Genomic DNA, 19,287 nt, shown 5'->3' with positions numbered 1-19,287 from the left:
GTCACGCCGCTGGCCAAGTGAAGCGCATTTTGACGCCAGGCGTCGGACGCACGGGTGGGCCAGTTGAATGCGCGTAGGCGCAGCAAGGCTTGTGCCAAGCGTGTCGCGAGCGGAACGTGGGATGCGCGAACGTGCGCCCTGTCGGGAAGCGCGCTGAAAGGTGGAAGCGAAGCGGCGTTCGCTGGCGGGGACGGCCTGCGTGTAAAACGGGCGGAGGTGGTCCGGGTTTTACACGAGACGGTTGAGACGGGGATGGTTACTGCCGCGCGCGAGGCGCGAGGCGCGAGCGCGGCGGCAGGTGATATTGCGCTAAGGCGCTAAGGCGCTAAGGGCATTGCCGCGCGCGAGGCACGGTCACGAACCGAGCAGCCCCGCCGCGATATTCACGCAAAGCCCAAGCACCGCGACGTTGAAGTAGAACGACAGAATGGATTGCGCGAGCGCGGCGCGGCGAATCGAGCGCGAGCGCAGCACCACGTCGGCGGTCTGCGAGGCCACGGCGATGGTGAAGGAGAAGTACAGAAAGTCCCAATAGTCCGGCTCGAGTGCGTGGTCGGGAAACAGGAGCGCGGTTTCCGTGGCGTCGGTGTCGTAGTAGAGCCGCGCGTAGTGCAGCGCGAAAATGGTCGGGATCATGAACCACGCGCCCATCAGCGTGAGTCCGGTGAGCACGTAGTGCCATACGGTCGAGGCGCCGGCCGTGCCTTTTATCGAGGCCAGTTCGAGCACGATCGCGGCAATGCTCGCGACCGTCGCCACGCAGATCACGAACAGCACCACGCCCGCGTTTTCATCGTCGCGTCGGGCGAAGGCGCGGACCCGGCTTTCGTCGGCCGCGGCCATATGTACCCAGATCAGCAGCAGATAGCTCCAGACGGCTGCATCCCAGCCGGCCAGTATGCGGACCATCGGCCGCGCCGGCTCGGGCACGAACAGCGTCGCCACGATGCCGACGACGAGGCCGGCCAGCATGCGCGGGCGATTGCGAAAAACCTGCGGATAATATTTTGCGGGCATGGAATAGAGGTGGGGAGACGTCCGTGCCGCGGATTCTACGCGGCCTGGAGCGCTCGCCGTGCGTTAGGATCGGCAACGCGCATACGTATTCGCCCACGCGGCATTATCATGAACACATGGCTTCCGTACTCGTCAACTCCGTTCAGCATCATTCGGCCAACCAGAGCGGCCGCGACTTTGTAGTCGGCGACCTGCATGGCTGTGTCGATGCGTTGCGCTATCTGCTGCGCACGATCGCGTTCGACCCGGCTTGCGACCGGCTCTTTTCGGTGGGCGATCTGGTGGACCGCGGCGCGCATTCCGAGCAGGCGTTGGCGCTGCTCGACAAGCCGTGGTTCTTCGCCGTGCTCGGCAATCACGAAGACGCGTTATGCGCCGTCGCGGACGGCCGCTTGCGGCGTCAGTGGTGGTATGGAATCGGTGGAACGTGGGCGGCGGATTTGCCCGACGAACGCTTGCAGCACTACGCGGAACGTCTGCGCACGCTGCCGCTCGTGCGCGTGGTCGGCAGCGGCAAGGAGCGCTTCAACATTTTGCACGCTGAATTCTTCGGCACCGACGCCGATCTCGACGCCGGCAACTATTCCGCCGAAACGCGCCAGCAATTGCTGTGGGGCCGCGAACTGGCGTTGGGCAACGGCGATCCGTCGCTGCAACGCGGTCTTTCGCTCACCTATTGCGGCCATACGCCGATGCGCGACATTCAGCAGATCGGCTCGCAGGTATTCATCGACACCGGTGCATTCGGACCGGGCGGCAAGCTGACAATTGTCGAGCCGTTGGCGTTGCAGCGCTGGTCGATCTCGGTCGAAGCCGCGCTCGCCGAGGGCGCCGACGCGCTCGCCTTGCCTTGATGGCTTGCCGCGGCGCCTGCCGGGTCCGTCAGCCGACCTGGCTGAGCTCGAACACGATGTCGACGCTCGCGCCGTTCCAGTTGTATTCCAGATACGCCGCGTGGTGGCAGTCGCGCAGCAGCGTCGTTTTGAACGCGGCGAGGCATTCGCCGCCGTCATCCCGCACCGACGGATACGCGATGCCCGGCGCGCCCGCCTCGCGCACGGCCCGACCGAGCGACTGTCCGGCGAGATAATCGTCCGGCGACAGCACCGCGAGATCGAGCGAAGCGTCGTCGCGGATGTCGACCACCTCGCCTTGCGCGAGCACCGTGTAGAGGCGCATTTGCTGGCGCATCGGCGGCTCGGCGGTCGCCTCCAGAAATTTTCCCGTGTGGTAGCGCGTTTCGGCGATTGCCGTGGCGCGCGAGCGGGCGCAATAGAACACGCCGTAGGTGCCGTCGGAGAAACGGCTGCCGAGCGGATTCAGATGGGTGAGCGCGGCCATGATCGGCCCGTAGCCGGGCCCGAAGCGGCGCTCTTCGCGCGGCACCAGATCGAGTTCGCCGATTTCGGTGCGCAGACGGTCGTTGGTCATCGCTTCGAGCGCGTATAGCGCGTCGAAGTCTTCCGGCGAAGCCACCCGGTCGAACAGATTGACGGCAGGAAAGCGCGTGGGAATCACGCGATACGCGGGCGACCAGTCGAGCGGCGCGGTGCGCCAGCGGTCCTGCCAATACGGTTGTGTCACGCCCAGCCGCCTCGCATTGCGTCGAGATACTGGCGCACGGCCACGAGGTCGCTGATGTTGCCGGCCAGCATGCGGTCCAGCGCGCGGCGTCCGCCGAACGGCGGGGCGCTATTGGGGCGCTTGATCCATGCGTCGGCGGCGCTGGGTTGCGGCAGCAGGATTTGCAGCGCCTTGTAGATGCCGAGCAGCAGCGACAGGCGCTCCAGCGTGTCGCGCCCGAGGCGGGCCGTTTCGGGCGCCGACTTCCATTTGAAGTACGTGGAGCGGCCGGGCGAGCCGAGCAGCACGATTTGCTCGTCCGCGCTCAGGTTCCAGTCGCGCGCGATGTTGAAGAACGCGCGTAGGCCCGCCGCGGACATTTCCGTGAGCGTGGGTTCCGAAACGGGCCGGTGGATCGGCGGTTCCGATTGCGTGGCGCGGGCGGCATGAGACATGAGCGGGTAAGTCCTTATCTGTACTTAAAACCAATACTAGTCTAAAAAGGGATTTTTGCAAGGGAATATAATCCCGGCTCGTTATGAGACGCCGAAAATTAGGAGAAGCGGGAGATGTGGGTTCGAGCAGTAGCAACGGCGGTCGCCGTGTGGTGCGTGTCGGGTGTGGCGATGGCAGCCGGCTATCAGGAGGTGTGGAACCCGCCGGAGGCGAGCGCGCATGGCGCGAAGCCGGCGAGGAAAGCGGCCGGCGCGGGCAAGGGCAACCCGGCGGCCGGTTCAAGGGCTGCGGCCAAGTCAGCTTCGAAGCATGCGACGAGTGGTCGGCACACGACGCAACGCATCGCTTCGTCTACACAGGGCGGCAAGAAAGCCGCAACGCATGGCAGCGTGAAAAAGGCGGCAGCCAAAGGGGCGACGAAAGGCGCGACAGGCGCGATCAAGGGGCCGGCCGCGGGCAAGCCCAAGTCGCCGCAAAAGACTGCTGTGATGGCACAGGCCAATAAGCCGCACGCACAAGTCGCTCAAGCGAAATCGGCCCAGCCGAAGCTCATGCATGCCAACGTGACCCAGGATCGTCCGGCACATGCCCACGCGGTCGAGGTCGCGGCGAAGCCGGCCGCACCTCACGCGACCGCACCGGCCAAATCGGTCAACGTCAGCGCCAATCCAGCCGACGCCGCGACCAACCCGGCCACCGCCAGCAGCGGCTCGCTGCCGCCGATTCTTCGCTGAAATCGGATCGACCCGCGCGCTGACGACGCGCGGCGCATGCCTCAGACGCTCGCCAATCCATTCGCCACCAACCGCAAGGTTTCCGCCGACCGCGTGTCCCTGACCCGCGAATGCAGCGTCACGCGCGACTGCGGCAGCGGCGGCAAGCCTAGCCGCGCGCCGACATCGGCCAAACCGGGGGGCGCCACTCTGCGCGCCAGCGGCGACACGGCGAGGCCCGCCGCGACCGCCGCTCCAACGGCCGCCACCCCGCCGCCGACGAACACTTCCTGCCACGCAATGCCCGCCGCCGTCAGCGTGCGCAGCGCGACGTCGCGTACATTGCACGGCGGGCTCAACAGCGCCAGCGCCAACGGCTCGCCGACGCGAGGCAACCATTCCGGCGTGGCGAGCCATCCGAGCGGTTCGCTGAACAGCACCTGCGCGTCGTCGCGCGGCGGCTGGTCGACGCCGTAGCGAACGATGACCGCGTCGAGGCGGCGTTCGTCGAATTGCGCGAGCAGCGACGCGGACGTCCCCATGTGCAATTCCACGATCAAACCCGGATCGTGCGCGTTGAGTCTCGCGAGCAAGCGTGGCAGGTCCGCGCCGGCGACGTGCTCGCTCAGTCCCAGCGCGAGCCGTCTGCGCTCCACGGACAGCGCACCCAGCGCGCGTTCATGCGCGTTCAGCAGATCGCGCGCGGCGCCGAGAAACGCGTTGCCGTCCGCGGAAAGGCGCACGACGCGCGGCGTGCGCTCCAGCAACTGCTTGCCGAGGTGCGCCTCCAGCCGCTTGAGCTTCAGGCTGACGGCCGATTGCGTGGTGTCGAGCGCATCCGCGGCGCGCGTGAAACTGCGCAGATCGGCAACCAGAACGAACGCTCGCACGGCATCCAGATCGAGAACTTTCATTTTGAATGGATATGAATGAAATCATCAACGATGTCTGTTCATTATGAATCAGTGCGCCTAAGCTGGGTTTATCCAATCAACCGCAGCGAAGGAGTTTGACCATGCCGCTCACACGAATCGCCCTGCGCGCCGGCAAACCGGCCGAATACCGGAAGGCGCTGACCGACAGCATCCAGCGCGCGCTGGTCGGCACGTTCAACGTCCCGAAGGACGACGTCTTCATGCTCCTCAGCGAGCACGAGGCCGGCAATCTGATTTACGACAGGCAGTATCTGAACATCGAGCGCAGCGATGATTTCGTCGCGATTCAACTCACGGTGAGCAACACGCGCACGCTCGAGCAGAAGAAGGCGCTGTACCAGCGCATCGCGGATGAACTCGCGCAGTCGCCGGGGCTGCGGCGAGAAGATGTGTTCATCAGTCTCGTCGAGGTGGACAAGGAGAACTGGTCGTTCGGCAACGGGATCGCGCAGTACGCGGTTTGAATGCCGGGACCAAACTCACCGCGTGTGAGATGCATGCGCGCTGAACGGGCGGCGTCTATCTTACGTGACCATGCCGCCGCCCGTTGATCTTCAGAAGCGGGCACGCCGTCGTCACGCGATCGTATCGACCACGCCGCCGTCCACGCGCAACGCCGCGCCGGTGGTCGCCGAGGCTTGCGGCGAGCAGACGTAGACGACCATGTTCGCGACTTCCTCGGTGGTGGCCGGCCGCTGGATGATCGAGCTGCCGCGATGCGCGCGCACGAACTCGGTGCCGACCTGCTCGACGGTCTTGCCTTGTTCCTTCGCCGTCTCTTCCACCATCGAGCGGAAGCCGGCCGAGAGCGTCGGTCCCGGCAGCACGGAATTCACCGTCACGCCGCTGCCGGCCGCGTGCTTGGCGATGCCGCGCGCGATGCTCAGTTGCGCGGTCTTCGAGAAGCCGTAAGCGAGCATATCCGCCGGAATATTCAGGCCGGACTCCGACGAGATGAACACCACGCGGCCCCATTTGCGTTCCATCATTCCCTTCAGGTAATGGCGCGTGAGCCGCACGCCCGACATCACGTTGACCTGGAAGTAGCGCTCCCAATCGTCGTCTTCGGTGGTGAAGATGTCGCCGGGGCCGAACACGCCGAGGTTGTTCACGAGAATGTCCGTCTGCGGCACGGCTTTCGCCAACGCGTCGCAGCCCTCGCGCGTGCCGAGGTCGCCGGCGAAGCCGCGCAGCTTCGCGTGCGGCGCGGTCTTGCGGATGGTTTCGATGGCGCGCTCCACGGCGTCCTGCTTGCGTCCGTTGATGAGCGTTTCCGCGCCGGACGCTGCAATGCCGGTGGCGATCGCGAGGCCGATGCCCGCCGTGGATGCGCTGACAATCGCGGTCTTGCCCGATAGATCGATATTCACTGTCTTGCTCCTTGCTGAAGTTGCGGCGCACGGATTCAAGCGAAGATCCAAGCCCGCCGCGCCGGAAAGTGGAAAGGGCGAGGTGTTCGATGCTTCGCGTTCGAGTATCCCATCTATCCGTTTTCGGGTTCGGCTCGCTGCCATTGGCGTATCGCTGCGTGCGCGTCCGGTCGCTCACGTGCGCGTCGTTATAATGATTCGCTGCCTTTCTCCCGCTCATCTGGCGGTCTCAGCCATGACATCCAAGTCCACCGATTCTTCCCACGAACCGCTCGAACTCGGCGGCTCCGTCTGGTTTCAGGCGGGCGAGCAAACGCTCGGCGGCGCGTCGCGGATCGCGCTGCTTGCGGCGATCGGCGAGACCGGTTCGATCACCAGCGCCGCAAAGGCGGTCGGCATGAGCTACAAAGGCGCGTGGGACGCCATCGACACGATGAACAACCTCGCCGGCGAGCCGCTCGTCGTGCGGCTGACCGGCGGCAAGGGCGGTGGCGGCACCACGCTCACGCCGCGCGCCGTGAAGCTGATCGAGACGTTTCGCGCGGTGGAGCGCGAGCATCGGCGCTTTCTCGAACGTGCGGGGGCGGCGATTGAAGGTTTCGCGATGGATTGGGATCTGATCGGCCGCATCGGTGTAAAGACGAGCGCGCGCAATCAACTCTATGGCACGGTGTCGGCGATCACGCGCGGCACGGTGAACGATGAGGTGTCGCTGGCGCTGCCCGGCGGCCAGTGGATCGTCGCGGTGCTGACGCATGAAAGCACCGAGACGCTGGGGCTCGTCGAGGGTACGGCGGCGTTTGCGTTGATCAAGGCTTCGTGGGTGGTGCTGCTCGTCGAGGACGAACGCGGCGCGCCGCTGAAACTTTCGGCGCGCAATCAGTTGCGCGGCACGGTGCAGAGCGTGAAACGTGGCGCTGTTAATGCCGAGGTGTCGCTGCTGCTGGACGGCGGCGCGGTGATCACCGCGGTCGTCACCAATGAGAGCGTCGACACGCTCGGCCTCGCGGAAGGAAAAAGCGCCGTGGCCGCGTTCAAGGCGTCGAGTGTGATTCTTGGCGTGAAGGATTGAGGGCGCGGAAGGTTTGAAAGGCTCGCAAGGCCGCGAAAACCGCGCGCCCCGTCAAGGCTCGCTGCGCACGTAGCCGGTGAACGGCTGATTCTCACGCACACAGCCGTCGGTCGCCTGCACGACCTGGTCGCCGAACGCGGCGACGTCATCGGGATCGTGCGTGATCAGCACCATCGGAATATCGAGCCGCGTTTGCAGATCCGACAGTTCGCGCCGCATGCGCTGACGCAGCACGCTATCGAGCGCCGAAAACGGTTCGTCGAGCAACAGCAGGCGCGGTTGCGCGACAAGCGCTCGCGCGAGCGCCACGCGCTGCTTTTGTCCGCCTGAAAGCTGGGCGGGATGATTGCCCGCGACGCTTCTCAGTTCCAGCGCGTCGAGCCAGTAATCGACCTGCGGATGCGCGATCCGCGCACGCGGATTGAGCCAGCCTTGCTGCAAACCGAAGCCGATGTTTTGCCGCACGTTCAGATGTGGAAACAGCGCGTAATCCTGAAACAGATACGCGATCTTGCGCGCTTGCGGTCTCAGGTCGACGCCGCGCGCGCTGTCGAACAAGGCGTCGCCGTTCAGCGTGATCTTGCCCTCGTCGGGACGCAGCAGGCCGGCGATGGCCTGCAAGGTCAGCGTTTTTCCCGCGCCGGACGGCCCGAATAGCACGACGCGCTGCGTGCTCGCCTTGAACGAGACGTCGAGCGTGAAACGGCGCTCGGCGCTCTCGAAAGTTTTGCGGATGTCGACGGCGAGCGGCATATCAACGCGAAGCCAAAAGCGTGTGCTGCGGCACGAGGCGGCCCGCGAGCAGCAGGATCGCGACGCACGTCACCGAAGTCACGAGCACGAGGAAATTCGCGGTGCCGTCGTCGCCGGCTTGCACAGCCGAATAGACCGCCACCGACAGCGTTTGCGTGCGCCCCGGCAAATTGCCCGCGATCATCAGCGTCGCGCCGAATTCGCCGAGCGCCCGGGCGAACGCCAGCAGGCCGCCGGCCAGAATGCCGCGCGCGGCGAGCGGCAGCGTCACGCGAAAAAACACCGCCGTCTCGCTGACGCCGAGCGTGCGCGCGGCCCGCTCGAGTTGCGGATCGACGGCTTCGAAGGCGGCGCGCGCCGATTTCAGCACGAGCGGAAAGGCGACCACCGTCGACGCGATTACCGCGCCCTGCCAGGTGAACACCAACTGAATATCGAAGCGGTCGAGCCAGGCGCCGATCACGCCGCGCCGTCCGAGCAGCACCAGCAGGTAGTAGCCGAGCACGGTGGGCGGCATCACGAGCGGCAGCATCAGCAGCGAATCGATCACGTCGCGCGCGCCCGAGCGCCAGCGCGACAAACCGAAGCCCGCCGCGACGCCGAACACCAGATTGAGCGCGGTGGCCCAGCCCGCCACTTTGAGCGACAGCAAGAGCGGAATCCAGGCCTGTTGCATGAGCGTGCGGTGCTTGCGTGAAGTTAATGGAAGTTAATGCTGGAAGTTAATGCGCCGGCTTGAAACCGTACTTCGCCAGCACGGCCTGGCCGGCGGGCGACAGCACGAAGCGCGTGAAAGCCTGCGCGTCGGCGGCATGGCGGCTGCCTTCGACTTGCGCGATCGGGTAGGTGATCGGCGTTTGCGTCGGCACGGTCATCGCGATGTTGACCTTGTCCGGCATGACCGCGGCGTCGGTGCCGAACACGAAGCCGGCGTCGACTTCGCCGCGCGACACGTAGTCGAGGCTTTGGCGCACGTTCGCGGCGAGCACCGCTTTGGCGCTGACCGCATCCCAAATGCCCGCGGCCTGCAGCGCGCCTTGCGTGTAGCGGCCGACCGGCACGGACGCCGGGTCGCCGTACGCGATGCGCTTGACGTTCGCCGAAGCCAGTTCATTCAGTCTGGTGGGCGCGAAATGGCTGTCCGTTGGCACGATCAGCACCAGAGAGTTGGCGGCGAAATCCTTGCGCGTGGCGGGCACGATCACTTTTTCGGCGGCCGCCTTGTCCATGGCTTTCTGATCCGCGGACGCGAACACGTCGGCGGGTGCGCCCTTGACGATCTGCTGCATCAATACGTCGGATGCCCCGAAGTTAAGCAGCACCTTGGTGCCGGGATGCTGCTGCTCGAAGGCCTCGCTGACCGCCTTGAACGCGTTGGTCAGGCTGGCGGCGGCGGAGACGACGAGTTCGTCGGCGCGTGCATTGGCGCTGACGGCAAGGGAGACGGCGCTGACGGCGAACAGCGCATGTTTCACAAGGCGACGGGACAGGGTCATGAAAGCTTGGATGTCCGACATGGGCCGGAGCGGCGGGTTAAAACGCCATCGTAATATAGACGCCGTTATAGCGGTAGGCATGACGCTGCTTCGGCGGGCCGCGGCAAGCGGCGAGTAAGTCAGCGACAGCGTATTTTTCAGGCGTCGGAAGAACGCGGCGGCGTGAGCCTGTTGAGTGTTTGCGAGAGCGGCGCCGTGGCGGGGCGGACATCGCGCACGGCTTTCCATTTCGCGCGAATGAACGGCCTCTCATGACCGGACACCTTCAGCGCGATGTGCGTGACCCAGCGGTGCGTGGGCACGTGCACGCCGTGCATGAGCACCGCGAGAACCATCAGGCTCGCAGTGACCCCCAGGGCGGAAAGCCGGCCGGGCTCCGCATTCCACGCCATGCGCACGAATATCAGCGCGGCGAGCGCGCCGACCAGGCAGCCGGTGACGGCCTCGGACGGCGAGTGAGCGCTCAACACGACTCGCGACAACCCCACCGCGATGCCGGCGACGAGACCGAGCGCAACGCCGAGCAGCCGCGGCACCGTGCGTGTGGGCAACAGCATCAGGAACAGAGCGACCGGATAAACGGCGGTGGACAGCATCGCATGGCCGCTGACGCCGGTGAAATCCAGTTCGCGCACGCCGACACCCCAGCCGAGGAACGCCAGCTTGGTTACGGTCACGACGCCGATGGCCGTGCCGAGCAGCAGCAACCAGCCGGCGGCCATGCGCCAGGTGTAGCCGAGCGCCAGCCAAAGCGCGATGGCAAACGCAAGCGGCAGCGTCATACCGGCGCCGCCGAGGCTGGTGATCGAATACCACAGGTTGGCAGGTAAATCGGGCATGGCAAAAAAGCGCGACCAAGGCCGCGTAGAATTGGTTGTATGAATTAACGCGTGAACGGCTTGAATCGCCGACGCGGCAAAGGCCTGCGCATCAAGATCAACTGCCAGTATAGACGCGGCGCCGCACTGCGGTCTTGCTGCGCGTCGCGCGTTTTATCCGCGGACGTTGGCTGGCGAACATGTCTTGCCGCGATTGGACGCCTGGTCCGCCGCAAGGTTCGCCGGTGACGAAATTTCCGACTTGGGCATCGCTTTATGCTGTCAGCATCGCATGAGGATTGGTGTTATTGTGCATTGCACAACAAAATGCCGTTCTAGCGAACGGACCCCGTCCCTTTTTGCGAGGTTATCCGCCGATGGCAAAAAGTCTATCGAAAATCTGGCTGCGCGGCCTCAAGCGGTTGCTCGCGATCCAGACCGAACACGCTCATAAAACCACCAAGCGCATTGCCACGCGGCCGGCGCGGCCCGCCACCAGCAAGCCCTCGGCGAAAGTTCGTCCGATCAAGCCGACGGAAGCGCTGCGCGCGCCCGCCAAACGCGAAGCGCCGCGCACCGCGCGTGAATCGCGCGTTCGTCCGCGCGCCTCGGCATGGGCCAGCGGCTCATGGACGCGTTCGTTTCACTCCGCGCCCGCGGCGCCGGGGCGGCTCGTCAACCACCTTCAGTACGGGCTGTATATCCCTTCCGGCCATGCGCTCGAGGCCATGCCGCTGGTGGTCATGCTCCACGGCTGCACGCAATCGATCGACGAATTCGCCGCGGGCACGCGCATGAACGTGTTGGCGGACCGCTTTGGCTTTGCCGTGGTTTATCCGGAGCAGTCGAAGCATGCGCATTCGCATCGTTGCTGGCACTGGTACGACTCCAGCGACAGCGCCGGCGGCGCCGAGACGCGCGCGGTGGTTTCGCTGGTGGACGCGCTGGTCGCCGAGCATGGTTTCGACAGCGAGCGCGTGTATGTCGCCGGGATCTCCGCTGGAGCCGGCCTGACGGCGCTGCTCGCGATCAATTATCCGGAACGTTTTGCGGCGGTCGCGCTGCACTCGGGCCCGGCTTTCGGCGAGGCTCACTCCGGCATTACGGCAATGGACGTGATGCGGCGCGGCGCGCGCGGCGAACCGGCCGAACTCGTCGACGAAATCGCCGATGTGAAGCAATACCCCGGCATGCCGGCGCTGATCATCCATGGCGACGCTGATCATGTGGTCGCGCCCGTCAATGCCGAGCAATTGGCGGTGCAGTTTCTCCGCCTGAACCGGATCGTCGACGAAAGCGGCGCGCGCAAATCCGGCGACATACGCGAAGAACGCAAGGGCGGGATGGTGATGCGCGATTATGTGCGCGGCGGACGGCGAGTGGTTCGGCTATGCCGTGTGCAAGGGCTCGCTCACGCCTGGAGCGGCGGCGACGACGCGTTGCCGTTTCACTCCGCCAAAGGTCCGGACGCGAGCGCGTTGGTGTGGGAGTTTTTCAGGCACCAGCGCCGCACGGGCGCAGGCCGTGCGGCGGAAAGCACCGCCACAGCGGCTTCTGCGGACGCACGGTGACTTACGAACAACGCTTCGAAATGAAATGTTGGCTAAGCCTAGGGTTTTCCCTATAATACGGGTTATCCCCTAGGCGTTAACGCCTAACATCATTGCCGAGGTCGACCATGTACCTGCTTACCCGCCTTTTCCTGTTTCTGACCAAGTCGCCCGATCAACTCGCGAAGGAACGCGCTGACGCGTTTCTCGCCGAGGCAACCGATCTCTACGATCTCGAATTCCGCATGCGCAAGCTCGACCGTGACATGAGCGTCCGTCAGCCGTCGTGGATGACCCAGCACTAAGCCGCGTAGGTTGAAGCACCGGGTGTCGAAACGCCGGTGCTTGCGGTGCGGCTACCGAGTTACAGCGACGTGAGTGTCAGCCGCCGAGACTAGGCGCGTAACGCTTTGTCTAATTCGTCCAGCGCCGCAAGAATGAACTCGATGCGGCGGTCTTGCGGCTGTGTATCGGCATGGCGAGCCTGCCAAGTGTCGATCAGCGGTTGCAGGATCGCCGTGTCGAACATAAATACGCACCAGACGCGCTCGCAATGCTTGAGCGCCTGGTAGAGCGCGTCGTTGTCCGTGCTGCGCAGGTCGCGGCGAATCCAGACCAGACCAGTATTGAAAGTGTCGCTCGGTCGTCGAACGCGTGTCATCGGGGATTCGCGGGTGGGGGCGATGGTCGCGGGGCGGGAAAGTCGACCGCGCAAAGAGGCTCACATCAGGCGACGACGTTACTGATCGCCTTGATGATTCGCAAAGCCGGTCGCGCGCGACCGACCCGGCAAATTAGCGGCAACAGTCGGTGCCGCACATCACATGCTGCGTTCGCGACAAGAAAACGGCGTCCGCGCCGGTACTGCCGGGCGCGGGCGCCGCTAGTCACGATGCGGTTTTGCCGCGCCGTATCCACAAATCACATCCATCCGCGATTCACGCGGTCGGCAATTTACGCAACCTGCAAACGAACCGCGACGTTGTTGCGCGTAGCGTTCGAATACGGGCAGACCTGATGGGCCGCATCAATCAGTTCCTTGGCAGCGTCCGCGGCGAGGCCCGGCAGCGAGATTCGCAAATCGATGTCGAGTGCGAAGCCGCCGTTGTCGTTCGGACCGATGCCCACTTCAGCGGTGACTTGCGTATCGGCCGGCAAGGTCTGCTTGCGCTGGCCGGCGACGAACTTCATCGCGCTCAGGAAGCAGGCCGAGTAGCCGGCCGCAAACAGTTGCTCTGGATTAGTGCCCGCCGCGCCGTTACCGCCGAGTTCGCGCGGCGCCGCGAGCTTCACGTCCAACGCATTGTCCGACGACACCGCACGACCGTCACGGCCACCGGTGCTGGTTGCGCTTGCTTTGTAGAGGATGTTCATTGTGCTGCTCCTTTATTTGGGTAGTCAGGGTCCGCATGTTTGCCGCTGATGCTTTGCCCGCCTTCTGACGGACGCGTGTTGAGCGGCATGTGATTAAGATAGTACACAAATGATTAGTGTGCAAATGAAATTTCGCATCACAGCGATAGCATGCCTTTAGCAGCAAACCAACTATTGGTCCATGTAATCGCTCAGAGTGGTGCGCAGGCGTGTCAGATCATCGCGCAGACGCAGCAGGAATTCCGGCGTCTGCTGGGTCGCGCAAAAGATTTCCGCCGGCACTTCACGTGCCTGACGCTTGAGTGCGGTGCCGGTTTTGGTGAGCCGTATGTACACGAGCCGTTCGTCGTCGACACCGCGTGCCCGTTCCACCAACCCTTGCGCCTCGAGACGTTTGAGCAGCGGCGTGACCGTCGCCGAATCGAGGTTCAGGCGCGTGGCCATGTCCTTGACCGTGACGTCATCGGTCTCCCAGAGCACCAGCATCGCCAGATATTGCGGATACGTGAGGCCGAGCTTGTCGAGCAACGGTTTGTACGCTTTCGTCATCGCGAGCGAGGTCGAATAGAGGGCGAAGCAGAGTTGTTCGTCGAGCGTGAAGGGCAGAGCGGGGCGCTGAGTCATGATGCATCTCGTGTAAAAGAGCGTGCAAATGGATTGCGTGCGAACCATTGTGCCGCAAATCGGCATGCGTTGACGAATGCTGGAGGGCGGATGGAAGCGGCACAGAGGCGTGCCGAGCGGACGGAGCGCGTGGGCGGGCGCCGCGACGCGCGCCCGCGGAGGATATCGTTCAAGCCGCCGGCGTGGTCGGCAAATCCGGCGCTTCGGGCGTCTGCACGCCGAAGCAACCGCGGTACGTCGCGTAGAACGAGCAATACAGCATGGTCGTGACGATCATCGTGGCGGGCATCAGGATCGCGAACGCATAGTCGCCGGCACCCAGCGCCTGCATCAACGCGGACAAACCGAGCGATACCGTCATCGCCACCGCGAACCACAGCGCGCCGAATACGATGAACGCCCCGCGATTGCGCCAGCAACTGACGAAGCTGAAGAACATCGCCTTGATAGGCGGAACGTCATGCCACGCGGCGAGAATCGGTGAGAACCAGAACAGCATCGCCGCCGGAATGTAGAACGCGAAGGCGGTGAGAACCGCAAGCGGCATATTGCTGTTGGCGATTGCTTCCTGATCCATCGTCGCGCCGCCGAGCATCACCTTCAGCAGCATGCCGCCGTCGGCGAGCGCGGAACCGGCCAGCACCAGTGCCATCGCGACGACATACAGCACGCCGAGCACGAGCAGCCGTTTGGCGACCACCGGGCCGTAAGAGTGAAAGCCGTCGACGAGGATCGTCGGGAACACGGGTTTGCCCGCGATCGTATTGCGGCACGCCGCCATGAAGCCGACCGCGACGCCCGGAATGAACACCAGCGGCAGCACGCTGCCGATCACCGGAATCTGCGACACCAGCGTCATCACCAGCAGGTACGTGAAGAACAGCGTCAGAAACGCGAGCGGGTTCTTGCGGAACAGCCAGATACCCTGCCGGAACCACACATAGCCGGTTTTCGCGGGAACTTCGATCAGTTGCATGAGGTATGAATGCCTGGAAGTGGAACGCCGCAAAGGCGTTCGCGCAGAATGCGCTCGAAATGGCCGGGGTCGTGCGGTTTGAGGAGTTCGGCCGCGCGCGGCAAATGAAAATCATACAGGCGCGAGACCCAGAAACGGTACGCGCCCGCACGCAGCATATCGCCCCAATGGCGGTTTTCTTCGACGGTGAAGGGGCGCACCGTTTGATAGGCGCGCAGCATTGCTTCGGTGCGCGCGTCGTCCAGCTTGCCGGTGGCGAGGTCGACGCACCAGTCGTTGACCGTCACGGCGACGTCGAACAGCCACTTGTCGCAGCCGGCGAAATAGAAGTCGAAGAAGCCACCCAGACGTACTTCGTGGCCCGTATCCGGCGCGGCATGCGCGAACAGCGCGTTGTCACGGAACAGATCGGCGTGGCATGGGCCTTCGGGCAGCGCGGCGTAATCCGCGGAGGCGAAGAAGGCTTCCTGATGCGCCAGTTCGGATGACAGCAGGTCGCGTTGCGCGCCTTCCAGAAACGGCAGGACGATCGGCACGGTTTCCCGCCACCACGGCAGGCTGCGCAGGTTCGGCTGATAACGTGCGTAATCGCGTCCCGCCAGATGCATGCGCGCGAGCATCTGCCCGACCTCGATGCAGTGTTCGACACGCGGCGCCAACTCCGGCGCGCCCTCGAGCTTGGTCACGATGGCGGCGGGCTTGCCATGCAAGGTGCCGAACAGCGCACCGTCTTCGCGCGGCATGGGGTCCGGCACCGGCACGCGGTGCGACGCCAGATGCCGCATCAGGTCGAGATAGAACGGCAGTTGTTCGGCCGTCAGCTTTTCGAAAATCGTGAGGACGTATTCGCCGCGCGTCGTCGTCAGAAAAAAATTGCTGTTCTCGATACCGGACGGAATGCCGCGAAACTCGACGACTTCGCCGAGATCGTAATGGCGCATCCATTCTGCGAGTTGGGGTTCGGTGACAGCGGTGAAGACAGCCATGCGGGAAACGTCGGATCAGGTTGGTCGGGCTGGCATGGTTCGGCCAGTGCTGAATGTGGCAAGTGTGGTGGCAATGCCGTGACAGATGCGGTGCCGAAGGCGTTGTGAACGGAGTACCGGTTTGAAAGACGTTCCGGCGTCGCACTCCCGGAGGAACCCCGACGCCGCATGAAGCAAGGCATGCAGCCCAGGACGCCAACACGACGCCCCAAGCAACAACGGCACGGTCCGGCCACCGTGCCGACGATACATCAATACCTGAGATTCACCGACGGCAAACGCGTGCTCGCACGACCGTTATCACGCACGGTGGGCGAAGTGTCGAGCGGCGCGCTCATCTGGTAGCGCGTGCCGAGATTCGAGCGCACGTTGATCTCAACGGGCTTGCCTTTGTCGCGGTATTCGGTGATTTCGGTGCCGTTGGCGCTACGTTCGTGGAAGCTCGGGGTGCGCGGAACATTGATTTCGACCTTCGAGCTGACCTGCGCGGCCGGACGATTGATCTTCTCCAGATCGGGCAGACCGGCCCGTTCGTTGGCGGACTGGGGCGCGCCGGCGGGCGGAGTGTCATCGACGGGCTGGGCAGCCATCGCGGCGTTGCCAAAGGCAAGGGCCAGTGCCACGGCGACGGGAAGGAGCGGCTTCATGGTGATTCTCCAATAGGTGCCCGCGATTCTAGCAAATCCAGGCCAGCATCCGGGCGCGACAGCCTTATTTTGCGCCGCTTCGGCGCGGCGCGCCGCCCATGTCGCGACCGCTGTTGCAGCGGTGGAAACAAGCGCCGCGCGGTCATTTGGCGATCGCGGGTTCCGTGGTAATGTCGTCTCATCAATCGAGGCCAACGAAGATGAAAAACGATACCAACCAACGCGCGGTGCAGACTCCCGCGCACAGCTTTCCAACTGAATCCTTCGACGACGCCACCGAGGCTGTCACGCGCCTGTCGGCGATCTACGAAGCGAACACCTCGTTCCTGCGCGACGCCTTCGCGCGCTATCGCCGCAACGAGCTGTTCGAGAGCCGGGTGCGCGCGTGCTACCCGTTCGTTCGCGTATGCACCGAGGTCAACACGCATATCGACTCGCGCCGCTCGTATGGTTTCGTCGCGGGCCCAGGCGTGTTCGAGACCACCGTGACGCGCCCGGACCTGTTCGGCAACTACTATCGCGAGCAATTGCGATTGTTGGCGAAAAACCATCACGTGCAGATCGAAGTGGGCGTGTCCGACCAGCCGATTCCGATTCACTTCGCGTTTGCGGAGGGCATTCATCTAGAAGGCGATCTGGACCGCGAGCGCCTGTTCCTGATGCGCGACGTGTTCGACACGCCCGACCTCGCATTGCTCGACGACCGCATCGTCAACGGCACCTATGAGCCGCCGCCGGGCGAGCCGCATCCGCTGGCGCTGTTCACGGCGGCGCGGGTCGATTTCTCGCTGCATCGGCTGAAGCACTATACGGCCACGTCGCCCACGCATTGCCAGAACTACGTGCTGTACACGAACTACCAGTTCTATATCGACGAGTTCGTCAAGCTCGGCCGCACCATGATGGCCCATACCGACGACGAGGAACTGCGCGCCTATCGCAGCGAATACACGTCGTTCGTCGAACCCGGCGACGTGGTCACGTACAACGAGAATCTCGGCGAGCAGGCGCAGGAAGGCACCGCGCCGCCGCGTCTGCCGCAGATGCCCGCGTATCACCTCAAGCGCGCGGACGGCAGCGGCATCACGATGATCAACATCGGCGTGGGGCCGTCGAACGCGAAAACGATCACCGACCACATCGCGGTGCTGCGTCCGCATGCGTGGATCATGCTCGGCCACTGCGCGGGTCTGCGTAATACGCAACGTCTCGGCGACTACGTCCTCGCCCACGGCTACGTGCGCGAGGATCACGTGCTCGACGACGACTTGCCGCTGTGGGTGCCGATTCCGGCGCTCGCCGAAGTGCAGGTGGCGCTGGAGCGCGCGGTCGCGCAAGTCACGCAACTGGACGGCGTCGAGTTGAAGCGCGTGATGCGCACGGGCACCGTGGCGAGCGTGGACAACCGTAACTGGGAGCTGCGCGATCATCGCGAGCCGGTGCAGCGGCTCTCGCAAAGCCGCGCGATCGCGCTTGATATGGAAAGCGCGACGATCGCCGCGAACGGCTTCCGGTTCCGTGTGCCTTACGGCACCTTACTGTGCGTGTCGGACAAGCCTCTGCACGGCGAGTTGAAACTGCCCGGCATGGCGGATCAGTTTTATCGCGCGCAAGTGGATCAGCATCTGCAGATCGGCGTGAAGGCGATGGAGTTGTTGCGGATGAACGGGCTGCATCGTCTGCATAGCCGCAAGCTGCGGAGTTTCGCGGAAGTGGCGTTTCAGTAAGCAGCGGTTTTTCAGTTCACGCGGCGCGGGCGAGCGCAAGCGCGCCCCGCTGGCATTATTTGCGCGCCGCGCGAAATGCTCAAGGCTGCCCAAATCCGGTCAGCCCGATCAAGCTCCCGGCCGCCAGCAGCCACAGTGGATGAATGCGCGTTTTCAACGCCATGACGGCGGTGAACGCGGTAATCGCCCACGCAATCGCCGTCGGGTTCGACGCCTCGGCGATCAGGGCCGCGCTTGCCACGACGATGCCGGCCGTCACCGGCACCAGTCCCATTTGCGCGTGACGCCGCCACGGACGGTCCTTGAAGCGGTCCCACGCATGCAGCGCGAGTATCGTCACGATCGACGACGGCCCGAACTTCGCCACTGACGTCACGAGCATTCCCGCCCATCCGGCCACGTGCCAGCCGACCAGCGTGACGATCATCAGATTCGGCCCCGGCGCGGCTTGAGCGAGTGCGAACAACGCGCTGAATTCGCTGGCCGGCATCCAGTGATGCACCTCGACCACCTGACGCTGCATCTCCGGAAGAATCGTATTGCCGCCGCCGAACGCGAGCAACGAAAGCTGGCTGAAGATGATGGCGAGGGAAACGAGCGTGTCGGTCATTGTGCATTCCTCGCCGCGAGGTAGATGCTGAGCGGCGTCAGCACGAGCATGGTGGGCAGAAGCGGCAGGCGCATGATCGCGATCGCGATGAAACCCAGCGCCGCGATGAGGGCGCCCATCGGCTTGTTGCGCAACGGCAGCAGGATTTTCACGGCCATCGAGATCAGCAGGCCCGCCGCGGCGGCGGCGAGCCCGGCGAACAGATGGCGAACGTGCGGGTCGTTTTGTGTGTTCTCGTACAGCACGCCAAGGCCGATGACCACCAGCGACGGTCCCGCGATCAATCCGAGCAGGCCGGCCAGCGCGCCGGGCACGCCGCGAAAGCGCATGCCCATTGCCACCGAAAGATTGATCACGTTGCCGCCCGGCAGGAATTGGCAGAGGCCCAGCAAGTCGGTGAATTCCTCGGCGCTCAGCCAGCGGCGCTGCTCGACCAGCGCGCGCCGCGCCAATGGCAGCGCGCCGCCGAACGAGATCAGCCCAAGGCCGAGAAAGCCGCTGAAAATTTCCCGCACCGTGGGCGTGGGCGCCAGTGCGGATTCGGGCGAGGTCAGTTTGTGGTCCATGTCGCTAGCTTCCAGTTGAAGCTCACGAGGTTAG

General features: G+C 64.4%; 23 protein-coding genes and 1 pseudogene. 7 read left to right on the top strand and 17 right to left on the bottom strand.

Annotation, left to right across the window (positions count from 1 at the left end; genetic code table 11):
- Positions 1 to 354: 354 nt before the first annotated feature.
- Positions 355 to 1,017: a DUF1345 domain-containing protein gene (locus ACTJLC_RS13950; RefSeq protein ID WP_083081740.1), complete on the bottom strand. Its 663-nt coding sequence runs from the start codon at positions 1,015 to 1,017 to the stop codon at positions 355 to 357.
- Positions 1,018 to 1,133: 116 nt separating this feature from the next.
- Between ACTJLC_RS13950 and ACTJLC_RS13945 the strand changes: the two genes are divergently transcribed.
- Positions 1,134 to 1,871, top strand: coding sequence for a metallophosphoesterase (locus tag ACTJLC_RS13945; protein ID WP_114164690.1), 738 nt, complete (start codon positions 1,134 to 1,136; stop codon positions 1,869 to 1,871).
- A gap of 28 nt (positions 1,872 to 1,899) precedes the next feature.
- On the opposite strand, the gene ACTJLC_RS13940 is transcribed toward ACTJLC_RS13945, so the two are convergent.
- Both ACTJLC_RS13940 and ACTJLC_RS13935 read right to left on the bottom strand, forming a co-directional pair.
- The gene (locus tag ACTJLC_RS13940) at positions 1,900 to 2,601 is read right to left on the bottom strand and encodes an RES family NAD+ phosphorylase (RefSeq protein ID WP_310123998.1); all 702 of its coding nucleotides are present in this window, start codon (positions 2,599 to 2,601) and stop codon (positions 1,900 to 1,902) included.
- A complete protein-coding gene (locus ACTJLC_RS13935; protein ID WP_310124000.1) occupies positions 2,598 to 3,035 on the bottom strand; it encodes an MbcA/ParS/Xre antitoxin family protein in 438 nt (145 codons plus the stop codon). Before ACTJLC_RS13935 ends, ACTJLC_RS13940 begins: the two co-directional genes overlap by 4 nt.
- Before the next feature lie 114 nt (positions 3,036 to 3,149).
- Here ACTJLC_RS13935 and ACTJLC_RS13930 point away from each other — a divergent pair, with 114 nt between their 5' ends.
- Entirely contained in the window at positions 3,150 to 3,770 is a 621-nt protein-coding gene (locus tag ACTJLC_RS13930) for a hypothetical protein (protein WP_310124001.1), read from the top strand.
- 41 nt (positions 3,771 to 3,811) lie between these two features.
- Here ACTJLC_RS13930 and ACTJLC_RS13925 read toward each other — a convergent pair whose 3' ends face one another.
- Complete coding sequence (locus ACTJLC_RS13925) at positions 3,812 to 4,663, bottom strand: LysR family transcriptional regulator (RefSeq protein WP_083081735.1); 852 nt, start codon at positions 4,661 to 4,663, stop codon at positions 3,812 to 3,814.
- 101 nt (positions 4,664 to 4,764) lie between these two features.
- On the opposite strand from ACTJLC_RS13925, the gene ACTJLC_RS13920 reads away from it, so the two are divergent.
- Positions 4,765 to 5,148 carry a tautomerase family protein gene (locus ACTJLC_RS13920; RefSeq protein WP_310124003.1) on the top strand — a complete coding sequence of 128 codons (384 nt, stop codon included), beginning with the start codon at positions 4,765 to 4,767 and terminating at the stop codon, positions 5,146 to 5,148.
- A gap of 111 nt (positions 5,149 to 5,259) precedes the next feature.
- On the opposite strand, the gene ACTJLC_RS13915 is transcribed toward ACTJLC_RS13920, so the two are convergent.
- The gene (locus tag ACTJLC_RS13915; RefSeq protein WP_083081734.1) at positions 5,260 to 6,054 is read right to left on the bottom strand and encodes an SDR family NAD(P)-dependent oxidoreductase; all 795 of its coding nucleotides are present in this window, start codon (positions 6,052 to 6,054) and stop codon (positions 5,260 to 5,262) included.
- Positions 6,055 to 6,289: 235 nt separating this feature from the next.
- On the opposite strand from ACTJLC_RS13915, the gene ACTJLC_RS13910 reads away from it, so the two are divergent.
- Positions 6,290 to 7,126, top strand: a complete 837-nt coding sequence (locus ACTJLC_RS13910; protein WP_310124006.1) for a TOBE domain-containing protein — start codon at positions 6,290 to 6,292, stop codon at positions 7,124 to 7,126.
- Positions 7,127 to 7,177: 51 nt separating this feature from the next.
- Here the strand turns inward: ACTJLC_RS13910 and ACTJLC_RS13905 are convergent, their stop codons facing one another.
- From ACTJLC_RS13905 to ACTJLC_RS13890, 4 genes are all read right to left on the bottom strand, one after another.
- On the bottom strand, positions 7,178 to 7,879 hold the full coding sequence (locus ACTJLC_RS13905; RefSeq protein WP_310124008.1) for an ATP-binding cassette domain-containing protein: 702 nt from the start codon (positions 7,877 to 7,879) through the stop codon (positions 7,178 to 7,180).
- A 1-nt stretch (position 7,880) separates the two neighbouring features.
- Positions 7,881 to 8,555, bottom strand: a complete 675-nt coding sequence (modB, locus tag ACTJLC_RS13900) for a molybdate ABC transporter permease subunit (RefSeq protein WP_073428611.1) — start codon at positions 8,553 to 8,555, stop codon at positions 7,881 to 7,883.
- A gap of 46 nt (positions 8,556 to 8,601) precedes the next feature.
- Positions 8,602 to 9,375, bottom strand: coding sequence for a molybdate ABC transporter substrate-binding protein (gene modA / locus ACTJLC_RS13895; RefSeq protein ID WP_310124010.1), 774 nt, complete (start codon positions 9,373 to 9,375; stop codon positions 8,602 to 8,604).
- Positions 9,376 to 9,512: 137 nt separating this feature from the next.
- Positions 9,513 to 10,214: a phosphatase PAP2 family protein gene (locus ACTJLC_RS13890; RefSeq protein WP_073428613.1), complete on the bottom strand. Its 702-nt coding sequence runs from the start codon at positions 10,212 to 10,214 to the stop codon at positions 9,513 to 9,515.
- A 356-nt stretch (positions 10,215 to 10,570) separates the two neighbouring features.
- On the opposite strand from ACTJLC_RS13890, the gene ACTJLC_RS13885 reads away from it, so the two are divergent.
- Together ACTJLC_RS13885 and ACTJLC_RS13880 are read left to right on the top strand one after the other, a co-directional pair.
- Entirely contained in the window at positions 10,571 to 11,764 is a 1,194-nt protein-coding gene (locus ACTJLC_RS13885) for an extracellular catalytic domain type 1 short-chain-length polyhydroxyalkanoate depolymerase (protein ID WP_083081726.1), read from the top strand.
- A gap of 107 nt (positions 11,765 to 11,871) precedes the next feature.
- The gene (locus ACTJLC_RS13880; RefSeq protein ID WP_310130957.1) at positions 11,872 to 12,048 is read left to right on the top strand and encodes a DUF3563 family protein; all 177 of its coding nucleotides are present in this window, start codon (positions 11,872 to 11,874) and stop codon (positions 12,046 to 12,048) included.
- Between the two features lie 92 nt (positions 12,049 to 12,140).
- Here ACTJLC_RS13880 and ACTJLC_RS13875 read toward each other — a convergent pair.
- From ACTJLC_RS13875 to ACTJLC_RS13850, 6 genes and pseudogenes are all read right to left on the bottom strand, one after another.
- Positions 12,141 to 12,404, bottom strand: a pseudogene (locus ACTJLC_RS13875) (deoxyribodipyrimidine photo-lyase); the annotation flags it as partial.
- A 293-nt stretch (positions 12,405 to 12,697) separates the two neighbouring features.
- The gene (locus ACTJLC_RS13870; RefSeq protein WP_310130959.1) at positions 12,698 to 13,117 is read right to left on the bottom strand and encodes an organic hydroperoxide resistance protein; all 420 of its coding nucleotides are present in this window, start codon (positions 13,115 to 13,117) and stop codon (positions 12,698 to 12,700) included.
- A gap of 171 nt (positions 13,118 to 13,288) precedes the next feature.
- Complete coding sequence (locus tag ACTJLC_RS13865; protein ID WP_310130961.1) at positions 13,289 to 13,741, bottom strand: MarR family winged helix-turn-helix transcriptional regulator; 453 nt, start codon at positions 13,739 to 13,741, stop codon at positions 13,289 to 13,291.
- 169 nt (positions 13,742 to 13,910) lie between these two features.
- Positions 13,911 to 14,717, bottom strand: coding sequence for a BPSS1780 family membrane protein (locus ACTJLC_RS13860; protein WP_073428618.1), 807 nt, complete (start codon positions 14,715 to 14,717; stop codon positions 13,911 to 13,913).
- On the bottom strand, positions 14,708 to 15,703 hold the full coding sequence (locus ACTJLC_RS13855) for a homoserine kinase (RefSeq protein WP_310124018.1): 996 nt from the start codon (positions 15,701 to 15,703) through the stop codon (positions 14,708 to 14,710). Before ACTJLC_RS13855 ends, ACTJLC_RS13860 begins: the two co-directional genes overlap by 10 nt.
- A 251-nt stretch (positions 15,704 to 15,954) precedes the next feature.
- Positions 15,955 to 16,350 carry a hypothetical protein gene (locus ACTJLC_RS13850; protein WP_083081720.1) on the bottom strand — a complete coding sequence of 132 codons (396 nt, stop codon included), beginning with the start codon at positions 16,348 to 16,350 and terminating at the stop codon, positions 15,955 to 15,957.
- A gap of 200 nt (positions 16,351 to 16,550) precedes the next feature.
- On the opposite strand from ACTJLC_RS13850, the gene ACTJLC_RS13845 reads away from it, so the two are divergent.
- Entirely contained in the window at positions 16,551 to 18,077 is a 1,527-nt protein-coding gene (locus ACTJLC_RS13845) for an AMP nucleosidase (RefSeq protein ID WP_083081718.1), read from the top strand.
- Between the two features lie 79 nt (positions 18,078 to 18,156).
- Here ACTJLC_RS13845 and ACTJLC_RS13840 read toward each other — a convergent pair whose 3' ends face one another.
- Together ACTJLC_RS13840 and ACTJLC_RS13835 are read right to left on the bottom strand one after the other, a co-directional pair.
- On the bottom strand, positions 18,157 to 18,687 hold the full coding sequence (locus ACTJLC_RS13840) for a chromate transporter (protein ID WP_440844244.1): 531 nt from the start codon (positions 18,685 to 18,687) through the stop codon (positions 18,157 to 18,159).
- Positions 18,684 to 19,253, bottom strand: a complete 570-nt coding sequence (locus ACTJLC_RS13835; RefSeq protein WP_073428623.1) for a chromate transporter — start codon at positions 19,251 to 19,253, stop codon at positions 18,684 to 18,686. The genes ACTJLC_RS13840 and ACTJLC_RS13835 overlap by 4 nt, the downstream gene beginning before the upstream one ends.
- Positions 19,254 to 19,287: the final 34 nt, after the last annotated feature.

Origin of the sequence: Paraburkholderia sp. 22099 (assembly GCF_052045835.1) — a bacterium.
GTDB lineage: Bacteria > Pseudomonadota > Gammaproteobacteria > Burkholderiales > Burkholderiaceae > Paraburkholderia > Paraburkholderia terricola.
The sequence above is the reverse complement of the archived record's forward strand: the minus strand, read 5'-3'. Positions and strand labels throughout refer to the sequence as shown.

Coding starts and splice junctions, on each gene's coding strand:
- ACTJLC_RS13950 (WP_083081740.1), bottom strand. CDS start 1,017: ATGCCCGCAAAATATTATCCGCAGGTTTTTCGCAATCGCCCGCGCATG.
- ACTJLC_RS13945 (WP_114164690.1), top strand. CDS start 1,134: ATGGCTTCCGTACTCGTCAACTCCGTTCAGCATCATTCGGCCAACCAG.
- ACTJLC_RS13935 (WP_310124000.1), bottom strand. CDS start 3,035: ATGTCTCATGCCGCCCGCGCCACGCAATCGGAACCGCCGATCCACCGG.
- ACTJLC_RS13930 (WP_310124001.1), top strand. CDS start 3,150: ATGTGGGTTCGAGCAGTAGCAACGGCGGTCGCCGTGTGGTGCGTGTCG.
- ACTJLC_RS13925 (WP_083081735.1), bottom strand. CDS start 4,663: ATGAAAGTTCTCGATCTGGATGCCGTGCGAGCGTTCGTTCTGGTTGCC.
- ACTJLC_RS13920 (WP_310124003.1), top strand. CDS start 4,765: ATGCCGCTCACACGAATCGCCCTGCGCGCCGGCAAACCGGCCGAATAC.
- ACTJLC_RS13910 (WP_310124006.1), top strand. CDS start 6,290: ATGACATCCAAGTCCACCGATTCTTCCCACGAACCGCTCGAACTCGGC.
- ACTJLC_RS13905 (WP_310124008.1), bottom strand. CDS start 7,879: ATGCCGCTCGCCGTCGACATCCGCAAAACTTTCGAGAGCGCCGAGCGC.
- modB (WP_073428611.1), bottom strand. CDS start 8,555: ATGCAACAGGCCTGGATTCCGCTCTTGCTGTCGCTCAAAGTGGCGGGC.
- modA (WP_310124010.1), bottom strand. CDS start 9,375: ATGACCCTGTCCCGTCGCCTTGTGAAACATGCGCTGTTCGCCGTCAGC.
- ACTJLC_RS13890 (WP_073428613.1), bottom strand. CDS start 10,214: ATGCCCGATTTACCTGCCAACCTGTGGTATTCGATCACCAGCCTCGGC.
- ACTJLC_RS13885 (WP_083081726.1), top strand. CDS start 10,571: ATGGCAAAAAGTCTATCGAAAATCTGGCTGCGCGGCCTCAAGCGGTTG.
- ACTJLC_RS13880 (WP_310130957.1), top strand. CDS start 11,872: ATGTACCTGCTTACCCGCCTTTTCCTGTTTCTGACCAAGTCGCCCGAT.
- ACTJLC_RS13870 (WP_310130959.1), bottom strand. CDS start 13,117: ATGAACATCCTCTACAAAGCAAGCGCAACCAGCACCGGTGGCCGTGAC.
- ACTJLC_RS13865 (WP_310130961.1), bottom strand. CDS start 13,741: ATGACTCAGCGCCCCGCTCTGCCCTTCACGCTCGACGAACAACTCTGC.
- ACTJLC_RS13860 (WP_073428618.1), bottom strand. CDS start 14,717: ATGCAACTGATCGAAGTTCCCGCGAAAACCGGCTATGTGTGGTTCCGG.
- ACTJLC_RS13855 (WP_310124018.1), bottom strand. CDS start 15,703: ATGGCTGTCTTCACCGCTGTCACCGAACCCCAACTCGCAGAATGGATG.
- ACTJLC_RS13850 (WP_083081720.1), bottom strand. CDS start 16,350: ATGAAGCCGCTCCTTCCCGTCGCCGTGGCACTGGCCCTTGCCTTTGGC.
- ACTJLC_RS13845 (WP_083081718.1), top strand. CDS start 16,551: ATGAAAAACGATACCAACCAACGCGCGGTGCAGACTCCCGCGCACAGC.
- ACTJLC_RS13840 (WP_440844244.1), bottom strand. CDS start 18,687: ATGACCGACACGCTCGTTTCCCTCGCCATCATCTTCAGCCAGCTTTCG.
- ACTJLC_RS13835 (WP_073428623.1), bottom strand. CDS start 19,253: ATGGACCACAAACTGACCTCGCCCGAATCCGCACTGGCGCCCACGCCC.